Origin of the sequence: Commensalibacter communis, from assembly GCF_947179105.1 — a bacterium.
Taxonomy (GTDB): domain Bacteria; phylum Pseudomonadota; class Alphaproteobacteria; order Acetobacterales; family Acetobacteraceae; genus Commensalibacter; species Commensalibacter communis.
In genome coordinates, this window is the sequence record NZ_CAMXCK010000001.1 from 580,353 (window position 1) to 593,399 (window position 13,047).

Sequence of the window (13,047 nt, forward strand, 5' to 3'; positions counted from 1 at the left end):
TTTTTATTTTTAAGTTATATTCTTACTTTTGATGATAATTAGTAAAACACTCTATAAGATTACGGTGTTAATCTCTAAATTAATGAAGTCTTACTTGTTTTTTTCTTCTAAAAAAATTATAGTTAATGGCTGTAAATGATCGTTTTTTATATAGAGTATTTATATAACTTGATAGCTAGTTGTTCGCATCGATAATAGTGTTACAAGTATCAAATTTATATATAGTTGCTTTATAATAATGTTATGATCAGTCTTTGAAATTTTAATTTATTATAATTGTAATTAAATACTGGATCTACCTTGACCGATTTGCCAGAAAACACCCTTCCTCCGTTGACTGATATTGTTCCTGTAACTGTAGAAGAGGAAATGCAAACCTCTTATTTGGCTTATGCTATGTCAGTTATTGTCAGTCGTGCTTTGCCAGATGTTCGTGATGGGTTAAAGCCTGTTCATCGCCGTATTCTTTATTCTATGTTTGAAAGCGGTTTGACCGCTGATAAACCTTACCGCAAGTCAGCACGTGCGGTTGGGGATGTGATGAGTAAATATCATCCCCATGGCGATTCATCCATTTATGATGCAATGGTGCGTATGGCACAACATTGGTCGATGCGGGTTCGTTTAGTCGATGGACAGGGTAATTTTGGTTCTGTTGATGGGGATTCTCCTGCAGCGATGCGCTATACCGAGGCACGCCTGGGGAAGCCAGCTACTTTCCTACTTGAAGATATCAATCAAGATACGGTGGATTTCCAAGCAAACTATGATGAAACAGAAGAAGAACCTGTTATTCTTCCTGCGATGTATCCTAATTTGTTGATTAATGGTGCGTCTGGGATTGCGGTTGGGATGGCGACGAATATTCCAACGCACAATCCAACAGAAATTATTGATGCGGCTTTAGCCTTAATTGAAAATCCTGAAATGGATTTGACAGAGTTAATGCAAATTGTAACGGGACCAGATTTTCCTACGGGTGGTATTATTCTTGGGCGTTCGGGTATTCGCAGTGCGTATGCTACAGGTCGCGGGTCTGTGTTGATACGTGGTCGTGCGAATGTTGAAGAAATCCGTAAAGATCGCCAAGCGATCATTATTACTGAAATCCCTTATCAAGTTAATAAAGCAACGTTACAAGAGAAAATCGCAGAGTTGGTGCGGGCTAAGCAAATTGAAGGTGTGTCCGATATTCGTGACGAAAGTGATCGTTCAGGAATGCGGATTGTCATCGAGATCAAACGTGATGCAACGCCTGATGTTGTTTTAAATCAACTTTATCGCTTTACGCAATTACAAACATCCTTTGGTGTCAATATGTTGGCACTAAATAATGGTAAACCTCAGTTATTGGGTCTCAAGGATGCGTTAACTGCATTTATCACGTTCCGTGAAGAAGTTATTTTACGTCGTGCAAGATTTGAACTAAATAAAGCAAGAGACCGTGCACATTTATTGCTTGGGTTGATGCTAGCGGTTGCTAATATTGATGAAGTGATTGCGTTAATTCGTTCAGCGCCCGATGCGGCAACCGCCCGTGAACAATTAATGCAACGTTCTTGGCCAGCAGCAGATATTCAATCTTATTTAGACCTTATTCAAGATGATGGGAATATTCTTGAAGGTGGGCGCGTTTATTTAAGTGAAACTCAGGTTCGTGGTATTTTAGAACTTCGTTTACAGCGCTTAACGGGCTTGGAACGTGAAAAAATCCAAAGTGAATTGATTGAAGTTTCTAAACGGATTGAAGAATTATTAGAAATCATTGCTAGCCATATTCGTCGTATGGAGATTATGCGCGATGAACTATTACGAGTTCGTGGAGAAATTGGTTGTCCTCGTGCGACTGAAATCGTGGATTATGAAGGCGATCAAACTGACGAAAGTTTAATTGAACCTGGTCAAATGGTGGTGACGATTACCAGAGATGGCTTTATTAAACGTACGCCTTTGGAAGCGTTTAGATCTCAAAACAGAGGCGGTCGTGGTCGTAGAGGTGCGGGCAGAAGAGGGGATGATATCATTACCCGTTCTTTCAATGCACATACGCATCAATGGGTAATTTTCTTCTCTTCTGGAGGGAAAGCATATCGTGCAAAGATTTGGCATTTGCCAGAAGCCAGCCCAACTTCCAAAGGTCGCGCATTGGTGAATTTGTTACCTGATCTTGGTGGTGATGAAATTACTGCGGTTTTACCACTTCCTCAGGATGAAGAATTGTGGCCAAATCTTTATCTTGTTTTCGCAACCTCCAAAGGGGGCGTTCGCAGAAACAGATTGAGTGATTTTGGTAATATTCGCTCTTCTGGTTTGATTGCTATGAAATTGGATGAAGGCGAACGTTTAATCGGGGTTGCAACCTGTCATGAAGGGCAAGATATATTCTTGGCTTCTAAAAAAGGGCGTGCTGTTCGGTTCCAAATTACAGATGATACAGTTCGTGTTTTTGCTGGTCGCGCGAGTACCGGTGTGCGTGGTATTCGTTTAGCTGATGATGATGAAGTGATGTCTTTATGTATTTTAAATCATGTCGATGCATCTGTTGCCGAAAGAACATCTTACATTCGATATAGTAATGCGAAACGCCGTGCAGAAAATGCGGAAATAGTAGAAGAAATCGAAGAAACTATTGACACTGAAGAAGATGACGGCAGTGCAGAAACAGAATTAACGACAGAACGTTTAACCGAGCTGCAACAAACAGAAGAAATCCTACTAACAGTAACGAATGCTGGCTTTGGTAAACGCTCAACTGCTTATGATTATCGTGTCAGTGGTCGTGGCGGATTGGGATTATCAAATATGAACCTAGCCGGTCGAAATGGAACAGAAATTGTCGCTACCTTTGCTGTGTTGGATAATACGGATGTGATGCTGGTTACCGATAAAGGTCGTTTAATTCGTGTGCCTGTCAATCAAGTTCGTATTACTTCTCGTACTAGTATGGGGGTAACCTTGTTCCGTATTGACGAAGGTGAAACCGTTAGTAGTGTTTTCCCGGTCATCGATGATTCCGTAGAAGGTGAAGAAATCGAGGTTGCTGAAGGTCAAGAAAATGATGAGGTATAAGTCATAGGATGGTCCATCATAAAGAAACAACAAGAATTGGTTTTTATCCAGGTACGTTTGATCCCATCACCAATGGTCATCTTGATATTATCAAGCGAGCTGTTGGTTTGGTAGATGAGTTGATTATCGGCGTGGCGTTAAATGCGAACAAAAGTCCTACATGGTCTCTTCAGGAGCGAGTAGAATGTATTCATGAAGCGTTAATTGAGGAATTTGGAGAATCTTGTCGGATACTTGGTCATAAAGACTGTGCGATTAAAGTGATTGGATTCGATAATTTGCTGGTTGATTGCGTTAAGGAATATAATGCTAGTGTGATTATTAGAGGATTACGACAAGCAACCGATTTTGATATGGAGTTTCAAATGTGTTTGATGAATCAACGTTTGGCTCCTGATATTGAAACACTCTTCTTGGTTGCAACTGAACAGAATCGTAGTATTGCTTCTAGTGTTGTTAAAGAAGTTGGTCGCCTAGGAGGAGATATCTCATCTTTTGTGCCAAAAGCGACTCTTCGTAAATTTGCGAATCAATTTAAATCATAATTTAAGGAAATAAAAAATGACGAATACAGATCAAAATAAAATGCTTCAAATGGAATTAAAACACGGTGTAGTCAAAATTAAATTACGTCCAGATTTGGCACCATTAGCCGCGGAACGCTTATTAACCCTGTCTCAGCAAGGGTTTTATGATGATACGCCTTTCCACCGCGTTATCGAAGGATTTATGGCTCAAGGTGGTGATCCAAGTGGAACAGGAACCAAAGGAAGTGATCTACCAGATTTGAAAGCAGAGTTCACAAAGGCCGAATCATTTCACAGAGGCATGATTGGAATGGCTCGGACAATGGATCCGAATAGTGCCAATAGCCAATTCTTTATTATGTTTGATAATGCGCCACATTTAGATGGACAATATACAATTGTTGGACAAGTTATTGAAGGGATGGAGTTTGTTGATCAAATCAAACGCGGTGGCGGTGCCAATGGTATGGTAAACGATCCAGATCGCATTATTAAAATGTCAGTTATTAACGAATAATTTTTTAAAAAAAGTGAAAATAGTGGTTGACTTCTACCTAAATAACCACTATTTCAATGTTCATCGCTTGATACAAGCGGTTCAAAAAAGAAGAGCCGGTAGCTCAGTTGGTAGAGCATTCGACTTTTAATCGAATGGTCGAGGGTTCGAATCCCTCCCGGCTCACCAAGATCATTATTGGTCTTGAACAGTTTTGATAAATCAATTTATATATCATTATTATTTTTTAGTAAAGAAAAATTAATACATTATAAGTTGAATTTTAAAACCGTAATTACAACCATAGGTTGTATCATCTATATCCCTCATATTTTTACTTTCCCTCTTCATGTTTCAAGCGGTATTTATAATCAAATGAAATCAATGAATTGAATAATTGCAAATAGCACCCATATGTATAACGAAATATGATTTTTTTATTTAGCTTTGCTTTATGATGCTCGAATTGTGTTTCCTTTGTTCCATCACAATATTGCGATATAAAAAATGCTATGTTAGGCTAGACAAAGTTATTTAAGTGACTTCTTATTAATGTTTGAATGATGTGTTGATTTGATAATTATATTTTTCATACAAATTTCACTTTAGACGTTAGTATTTAAAAAGCTTATAAAAAGAAAAGTATACTTTATTACATATAGGAGATTTCTGGTGGAATATACTGTTGGACAATATCTGGCTACTCGTTTAGCACAGCTGGGTTTAAACCATGTTTTTGCTGTTGCTGGCGATTACAACCTAACCTTACTTGATGAAATGGCAAAGGTTGAAGATTTAGAGCAAGTTTACTGCTGTAATGAACTTAACTGCGGTTTTGCTGGAGAGGGATATGCGCGCTCTCGTGTAATGGGCGCTGCTGTAGTGACGTTCAGTGTGGGTGCATTTAGTGCTTTTAATGCTGTTGGTGGGGCTTTTGCTGAGAATCTACCACTGTTATTGGTTTCTGGCGCTCCAAATAATAATGATTATGGCAGTGGTCATATTTTACATCATACAATGGGATATTCTGATTATCGCTATCAATTGGAAATGGCAAAACAAATTACATGTGAAGCCGTTTCAATTGCTCATGCACATGAAGCCCCTTGTTTGATTGACCATGCTATTCGTTCAGCATTACGCAATCGCAAACCTGCTTATATTGAGATTTCTTGTAATATTGCGAATCAGCCTTGTACGGAACCAGGACCAATTAGTAGCATCACAAATAGTTTAATCAGTGATGATGAAAGTTTAAAAGCAGCTGCTCAGGCATGTTTAGAAGCATTAGAAAATGCAAAAAATCCAGTCATGATTATTGGTGGTAAAATACGTTCTGCTGGATGTGTGATTTCAAAAAAAATTACGCAACTTGGTAAACAACTAGGATGCCCAGTTGCCACCATGGCGCAAGCTAAAGGTCTGTTTCCAGAAGAGGAACCTGAATATGTAGGTACATATTGGGGAGAGATTAGCTCTACTGGTGTAGAAGAACTTGTTAGGAACTCAGATTGTCGCATTTACATTGGTGCTGTATTTAACGACTATTCAACCGTTGGCTGGGAATGTCAATTGCTTGATGACCACGATATTTGGATTTCGACACACCACACACGGATTGGAAAAAAAGAATTTAGTGGTGTTTACTTAAAAGACTTTATTCCAGTATTAACCCCACTTGTGAAAAAGAATTCTGCATATTTAGAACAATTCAGAGCTAAAAATCACGCTGCTAAAACAGTAACGGTTGCAGAAGGTCAAGCGCCATTAACAACAGTTGAGTTATGCCGTCAAATTCAAGGCATGATTACGGGTGATACAACATTATATCTTGAAACAGGGGATTCGTGGTTCCACGGTATGCATTTCAAACTTCCTAATGGTGCACGTGTAGAATCAGAAATGCAGTGGGGACATATCGGTTGGTCTGTGCCTTCTATGTTTGGATATGCTGTTTCAGAGCCAGATCGTCGTAATATTATTATGGTTGGTGATGGATCATTCCAACTGACAGCACAAGAAGTGTGTCAGATGATTCGTCGTAATTTACCTGTTATTATTATTTTAATTAATAATGCTGGTTATACGATCGAAGTTAAGATTCATGATGGTCCATATAATCGTATTAAAAACTGGGATTATGCAGGTTTGATTGATGTTTTTAATGCTGAAGATGGTAAAGGTCTTGGAATCAAAGCCAAAAACGGTGCGGAACTTGAAAAAGCCGTGCAAACAGCATTAGCACATAAAGATGGCCCAACGTTAATTGAGGTAGAGATTGACGCTCAAGATTGTTCTCCTGACCTTGTTGTTTGGGGTAAAAAAGTTGCCAGGGCAAATGGTAGAGCGCCTCGTAAAGGTTAAGCCCTAAAGACGAATATTAGATATAAAAAATCCCTCTTTACTTTATATAAAGAGGGCTTTTTATTGTGATACTCGATAAAATGATGGACTAGTCTTTTTTAACTATTTCTTCGTAAGGTTTATTCAAATAAATAGGTAATACTTCCTCGGGAGTACCATCCATTTTCAAAAATCCTTGATCTAACCATAATACGCGATTACACCATTTTGCTATTGTTTCAGCAGAGTGGGTCGAAATGACCAGAATTTGAGAATTTTGAACCATGTTTTCTATACGTTTGGTTGCTTTTTGAATAAAGCCAGCATCTCCAGTTAAAAACCATTCATCCATCATTAGAATTTGAGGGGCAATAGCAGTTGCAAGTCCAAATCCTAGACGCAATTGCATCCCAGAGCTGTAGGTTCTGACTGGCAGATCAAGGTAAGCACCCAGTTCGGAAAATTCAGCAACGCTTTCTGCGATTTCTTGTGTTTGTTTTTTTGAGTATCCATTGATAGAGCATTTTAAATAAATATTTTCTCTGCCTGTCAATCCAAAATTCATACCTGCGTTTGGGTCAAGCAGCGTGCTTATACTACCTTCGACACGAATATGTCCCACAACAGGCTCATAAATGCCCGTCATGGTTCGCAGTAATGTTGTCTTGCCTGCGCCGTTTTGACCAATCAGACCAACTTTATCTCCTTGACGTAATGTAAAATTGATATCACGTAAGCTTTGGACAAGGATCTTTTTATGCTGATCTTGCCTTAAACGACCTGAAATGAACAAATGCGTCATTTTACGCAAGCTGCGTGTATTTTCATGGTATAAAGGAAACGAAATAGAGAGGTTTTTTACAGTAATACTAGGCATGGTTCTTACATCCAGTAAGGAATACGAAAACGCGTTTTACTAAAAATGAATAATGCTGCTATCCATAAAAAAAGACTATAGCCAATTGCAGCAATCCATATTGAAGCAGATACGTTCTCACCTAGAATAGGAGATCTGACAATTTCAAATAATGGATAAAGAGGATTTAAAAGAACATAGTTACTATTAAAATGTAGGGAACTAACTTTCCAAATAATTGGCGTTATAAAGAAAAGAGATTGCATCACGCCAGCAACAATAGGGGGTATATCCTTAAACCGAGTACCTAAGATTCCAAATATAATCCCTAATGCAAGACTGTTTACAAGCCATAAGATTGCGGCTGGCAGTAAAAAGTATAATGTATAAGGTACAATTCTAAAAATAGTGAAAACCACGATAATTACTAATAAATTATGTAAGAGAATTAGAATGTTACAAAAAACATTGCGCCAAACATAGATACTATAGGGAAGTCGTTGTGATAAAATAAGCTGGCTTGAACTGGTAAAGATGAGACAGCTATCGTTAACCATACCATTTACATATGTCCACAGAACAACAGAGATAGCAACATAAGTAAAATAATGTTGTAAGTCCAAGTGTAATAAATACGCATATAAAATACCGATTGTAGAAATTTTGGCTCCCATAATAATGGTAATCCAAAAAGGTCCCAGGATCGATCCGCGGTAGCGTAACTTAATATCGAGTAGTGCTAATTTCCATCCTAATCGCCATTGTATCAATCCTTGAAAGAGGTCTGTTAAAGCAAGTTTGACATTTTGACTGAGACTGACAGACCTAAGGTCAATGACAGGCTCTTTGACTATTGTTGGATCATGATCCGACATTATAATATCCTTGGAAGCGATAAAGTATGGCGATGAATAATTGATATGATTTTACTGTATAAATATTAAATGAGAAAGAGATAATTGTTTTTGATTTTCAAAAGCTGGTATGTTGTTTTGTTTCAAGCAAATTATGATGAATTAATTGTTTCTTAATAAATATTGTTACTATTAATTTGTAATGTAATGTTTAATATAATATCAATATTATTTAGTCTAAAATTTATGTACAGATAATCCAAAGTAAATAGTATTTTATACTTGTAATTATTTTTATTTTTTCTGTTCTCGAAAATATTATCAGGCTTTATATAGGTCATTTTTCAAATTTGGAGTATATTGACCAAATGATTAGTAATTCTGCTTGGTAATATAAACGTGCGGTAAAATGAAAAATATATCTACAAATGAAGTTAAAGATGCAGTCCTAATAGGCGCGGGTATCGTCAGTGCAACGTTGGGGGCATTATTAAAAGAGTTTAACCCAGACATTAAAATGGCAATCTTAGAAGTGCGCAATACAGGAGCAGAGGAAAGCTCGAGTGCATGGAATAATGCTGGAACAGGTCATGCTGGATTATGTGAATTAAATTATACGCCTTTTATTCCTGGGCAACAGGTTAATTTAAAAAAAGCAATTTTTACCAATGCACAATTTGAAGTGTCCAGATCGTTTTGGAGTCATCTTGTTGCTAATGGTGCTTTTAAAACACCTACAGATTTTATTAATCCTGTTCCTCATATGAGCTTTGTGCAAGGTGAAGCTAATGTTGCCTTTTTGAAAGAGCGTTATGAAAAGCTAAAACAGCATCCTGGCTTTGATAAAATGGCTTTTTCAGATAATCCCCAACAAATTCAAGATTGGGCTCCTTTGGTTGCCAAAGGCAGGTCCGCAGGCGAGAAGATGGCCCTAACTCGTGTTGAGGGCGGAACGGATATTAGTTTTGGTGCCTTAACACGTAAGTTACTTGCTCATCTTGAAGCGCAGCAAAATATTGATGTTGGATATTGCGAAAGAGTAGAAGACATTAAACGTGTTAATGATGTTTGGGAAATTAAAAGTAAAAATGTCATTACCGGTGAGGAAAAATTAATTCGATCTCGTTTTGTGTTTATTGGTGCTGGTGGTGCAGCTTTGTTATTACTGCAAAAGTCTGGAATTCCTGAAGGTCGTGGTATTGGTGGTTTTCCAGTAAGTGGACAGTGGTTGCGTTGTGATAATCCTGATATTGTTGAACAACATCATGCCAAAGTATATGGACTATCAACAGAAGGATTACCAACCGTTGTTGCACCGCATTTAGATACTCGAATCATTGATGGCAAAAAATCACTTTTATTTGGACCTTATGCAGGGTTTACCACCAAGTTCCTAAAAAAAGGATCTTATTTTGATGTATTATCTTCAATACGATTAGATAATATCGAATCTTTGGTTTCTGTTGGTATTCATAACCTTGATTTTATTCGTTATTTAATCGACCAATCCACACAAACGATGGAAAAACGGATGGCTGCATTACATCGCTTTTATCCTTTGGCCAAAGAAGGGGATTGGAAACGACAAATTGCAGGGCAACGGGTTCAAATTATCAAAAGGGATCAATATGGCCGCTCTATTTTACAAATGGGAACCGAAGTTATTACATCAGGGGATAAATCCTTAGCTGCACTATTGGGGGCATCACCTGGAGCTTCTGTTTCTGTTTCTGTGATGTTGAATCTGATTGAAAAATGTTTTCCTGAACAAGTCAAAGGGGCTTGGGCTGAAAAAATTAAGAAAATCTTTCCAGCACGAGAAGCTGAATTGCAAACAGATGCTACGCTTTATAACAAAGTGCATGATTTTGCCAATAAAGTGTTACATTTAGCCTAAGTTCACTTTTGATATCTCTAAAAAACCTACCATTTGGTAGGTTTTTTTTACAAACTGTCTTAGTCTAGATCTTTTAGAAAAGCATAGTAATTATGCTGTCCTTGTCTAACGCCAGCTTTCATTTTTTTGATAATTGTTCTTGTTGTATTTCGACGCCACAAATTAAAAATAAACATACCTAATACGCCAATAAACACCCCTATGGCAACAGATAGCATATTAGTAGCAGGTAGTTTACTCATCATCCAGCTGCTCATGGCTCCAAGAAGGAATTGAATGGTGCCTAGTAAAGCGGATGCACTGCCTACACGTCGACCGTGAAGAATAAAAGCAAAAATGGTACAGTTAGGAAATACAAATCCCAAGCATCCCATAATGATAACAATAGGGGCACAGTGAAGGATAATCGCTGTTGTATTTAAAGGAATTGGCAGTAAACAGATAATGATAAATAAAATACTGGTTGCAAAAGCAATATTTGTAGCGACGTTCAACATAATATATGGACGGATTTTATTCAGCAACAAGCCATTTACTTGGTTACATGCTGCAATAACGAAAGAATTAATACCAAACCATATGGCTAGTTGTAATTTTGTAAATCCCATTGATTTGCTTAGAACATCGGGAGTACCACTCAGATAAGCAAAAATCATAAAAAGGGCAAAGCCAGTAATCATCGTATTAGTCAGGAATATAGGTTCGCGGACAATACGAATATAACGCCAAAAAATAGATCTAATCGACGAATAAATACGATATCTAGGCATTAATGTATCTGGCAAATAGAAATATACAACAAAACTGCCAATAATCCCGTAAATGCCCATGATCCAGAATAATATTTGCCAAGGAAATTTGATGACAATAAGTCCACCTAATGTTGGGGCAACAATTGGGACGATGCAACTAACGAGCGCGAGTTGTGCCATGATCTTGATGCCACCAGAGCCAGAAGAAATATCTCTGACCATCGCTCTGGGAATCACCATCCCTGCTGAACCACCCAATGAAGATAAAAAGCGGAAAAAGCAAAAAACGTAAAAGTCAGAGAAAATTGCACAGCCAATAGAGCCAATAGTAAAAATGATGATTCCAATTAAGAGGGGGGCTCTGCGTCCTAGACGATCTGATATCGGGCCGATGGAAAGTTGTCCAAGTGCTAATCCGATAAACCAAACCGTCAAGGTCATTTTTGCTGCACCATCACCGTAACCAGCCAAATCTTGATTGATTTGCGGAAAAGCAGGAAGGTACATGTCTGTTGCCAAAGGCCCAATTGCTGTGAGCAAGCCAAGTATAATAATAACCCACATTGATAGCTTTTCATTAAAGCTATTTTCAGTTGAAGGGGGCGTTGTAGAGATAGTGCTCAAGATTTGATTTCCACAAAATAATTGAAATATTGTAAGATAATTAACTGTTTTACGATGGGTATTGGGTAATATTTGATCGAATAAATAATCAGAATTTATAAAACTACATATAAACAGACAAATATGATTGGTTCATCAATCATGACTTGTTTGCCTCTTCCTTATCCTAATTCTACAAGGGACGTAAAGCCTTATTTTGAATAGTAAGCTATGGATTTTGTATTCTTTTAAGACATTCATTATATATGTAACACAGTTTGATTATCAACATTAAAAAGAAAATAACCAATTATATTTTGTCTAATTTTAATGATCTCAAGCAATCTTACCCTTGTTTGTTTTATTTGTTCTGCTATCCTATTCATTATTCATATAAGGAAGGATGTATATATATTATGCGGTTACGTTTTCTCAATAAAACAATATCAGGCATGGCTATTGCTGCAACTGTATTATTGCTTTCAACATCTAACGTTATGGCAAAAGGTCAGATTTATAATAATGTCGGCAAAGAAGTTGGGCATATTGATAATCAAGGAAATATTTACGATAATGTTAGTGGATTTAAAGGTCGTTTACAACAAGATGGCTCTGTCTTTGGATCTGACAATCAACTAGTTGGACGTGTGGATAATAGAGGTTCGATTTTTGATAAAAGTAATGTCCAAGTTGGTCAATATGACGCAACCAATGGCAATATTTATGATGCACGTCGTCAAATTATAGGTCATTTGCAAAAAGATGGTAATGTGTATGCACCTGACGCCACATTGATCGGAAAAGTTGATCCTGGCAACATCATCGGTGCGATTATGTTGTTAAAGCACTAATTATTGCTTTAACTGAATTTTTTAGCCTATCTATTTAGTATAAAAGTAGCTGTGGGTAGGCTGAAACCATGATCTTCTTGAAATTTTAAAATATCTTTGACATGCGCTGGGGCTATTTGTTGAAGCTCCATAATCGCTTGAATACAATGAGCAGAAGGCTTGGTTCTATTAACCCAACTATGAAATTCTAAATTTAATTCTCTTTGTGTAATTGAATTTATTGTTAATTCATGAATAGAGAAAATTTGGGTATATTCCGCCAGATTATAGTTTCTGACGTGGGAATGATCTCTTAGTAATTCTATAGCCTGTAAAAAGCTGTCTGCTGTTTTATCTAACGGGGCAATGGTATCAATAATAATTGCAGTGCCATTAGGTTTAAGTACACGTTTTATTTCAGCGACGCCTTGTGCTAAATTATGCCAATGATGGCTGCTGAAACGACTAATAACCCAGTCAAATTGATGGTTTTCAAATGGCAGTTGCTCTGCTTGAGCTCTCTGAGTTATAATATTGTTTAAGGATTTTTCCTTGGCTGTTTGTAATACGGCATCCAACATGGTTTGACTGATATCACAAGCCACAACTTCTTTGACTAATGGAGCTGCACAATAACTAACATGTCCTCCGCCACATCCTAAATCTAGCAAAGACGCGCTACTGTGAGTGCTAAGTAATGCTTTGATTTGTTCAAGGTCAGGACCAAAAGCATGAACTTGACTGGAGACATAATCTTTTGCACGTGGATCATAACTTTGTGCAACATACTCTTGAGGTTTGTTAATCATAAAAAAATTTC

General features: G+C 37.4%; 10 protein-coding genes and 1 tRNA gene. 7 read left to right on the forward strand and 4 right to left on the reverse strand.

All coding sequences use genetic code 11. From position 1 onward, the window contains the following. Positions 1–300: 300 nt before the first annotated feature. From gyrA to PQG52_RS02750, 5 genes are all read left to right on the forward strand, one after another. Positions 301–3,069 (forward strand): DNA gyrase subunit A, encoded by a 2,769-nt coding sequence (gyrA, locus tag PQG52_RS02730; protein ID WP_271827786.1) that lies wholly within the window; start codon positions 301–303, stop codon positions 3,067–3,069. Positions 3,070–3,077: 8 nt separating this feature from the next. Next, complete coding sequence (gene coaD, locus PQG52_RS02735) at positions 3,078–3,614, forward strand: pantetheine-phosphate adenylyltransferase (RefSeq protein ID WP_271827788.1); 537 nt, start codon at positions 3,078–3,080, stop codon at positions 3,612–3,614. Positions 3,615–3,630: 16 nt separating this feature from the next. Continuing rightward, on the forward strand, positions 3,631–4,113 hold the full coding sequence (locus PQG52_RS02740) for a peptidylprolyl isomerase (RefSeq protein ID WP_271800831.1): 483 nt from the start codon (positions 3,631–3,633) through the stop codon (positions 4,111–4,113). Between the two features lie 92 nt (positions 4,114–4,205). Further along, positions 4,206–4,281, forward strand: a tRNA-Lys gene (locus PQG52_RS02745). A gap of 483 nt (positions 4,282–4,764) precedes the next feature. Further along, the gene (locus PQG52_RS02750) at positions 4,765–6,456 is read left to right on the forward strand and encodes an alpha-keto acid decarboxylase family protein (RefSeq protein WP_271827789.1); all 1,692 of its coding nucleotides are present in this window, start codon (positions 4,765–4,767) and stop codon (positions 6,454–6,456) included. A gap of 88 nt (positions 6,457–6,544) precedes the next feature. On the opposite strand, the gene PQG52_RS02755 is transcribed toward PQG52_RS02750, so the two are convergent. Together PQG52_RS02755 and PQG52_RS02760 are read right to left on the reverse strand one after the other, a co-directional pair. Next, positions 6,545–7,312: an ABC transporter ATP-binding protein gene (locus PQG52_RS02755; protein ID WP_271800830.1), complete on the reverse strand. Its 768-nt coding sequence runs from the start codon at positions 7,310–7,312 to the stop codon at positions 6,545–6,547. A gap of 5 nt (positions 7,313–7,317) precedes the next feature. Further along, positions 7,318–8,166: an ABC transporter permease gene (locus PQG52_RS02760; RefSeq protein ID WP_271788978.1), complete on the reverse strand. Its 849-nt coding sequence runs from the start codon at positions 8,164–8,166 to the stop codon at positions 7,318–7,320. Between the two features lie 388 nt (positions 8,167–8,554). Here PQG52_RS02760 and mqo point away from each other — a divergent pair, with 388 nt between their 5' ends. Continuing rightward, positions 8,555–10,042, forward strand: a complete 1,488-nt coding sequence (gene mqo / locus PQG52_RS02765) for a malate dehydrogenase (quinone) (RefSeq protein ID WP_271827790.1) — start codon at positions 8,555–8,557, stop codon at positions 10,040–10,042. Between the two features lie 59 nt (positions 10,043–10,101). On the opposite strand, the gene PQG52_RS02770 is transcribed toward mqo, so the two are convergent. Next, the gene (locus PQG52_RS02770) at positions 10,102–11,418 is read right to left on the reverse strand and encodes a multidrug effflux MFS transporter (RefSeq protein WP_271827791.1); all 1,317 of its coding nucleotides are present in this window, start codon (positions 11,416–11,418) and stop codon (positions 10,102–10,104) included. 395 nt (positions 11,419–11,813) lie between these two features. On the opposite strand from PQG52_RS02770, the gene PQG52_RS02775 reads away from it, so the two are divergent. Then, complete coding sequence (locus PQG52_RS02775; protein ID WP_271827793.1) at positions 11,814–12,248, forward strand: 5-fold beta-flower protein; 435 nt, start codon at positions 11,814–11,816, stop codon at positions 12,246–12,248. A 26-nt stretch (positions 12,249–12,274) separates the two neighbouring features. On the opposite strand, the gene PQG52_RS02780 is transcribed toward PQG52_RS02775, so the two are convergent. Next, positions 12,275–13,036 (reverse strand): class I SAM-dependent methyltransferase, encoded by a 762-nt coding sequence (locus tag PQG52_RS02780; protein ID WP_271827795.1) that lies wholly within the window; start codon positions 13,034–13,036, stop codon positions 12,275–12,277. Positions 13,037–13,047: the final 11 nt, after the last annotated feature.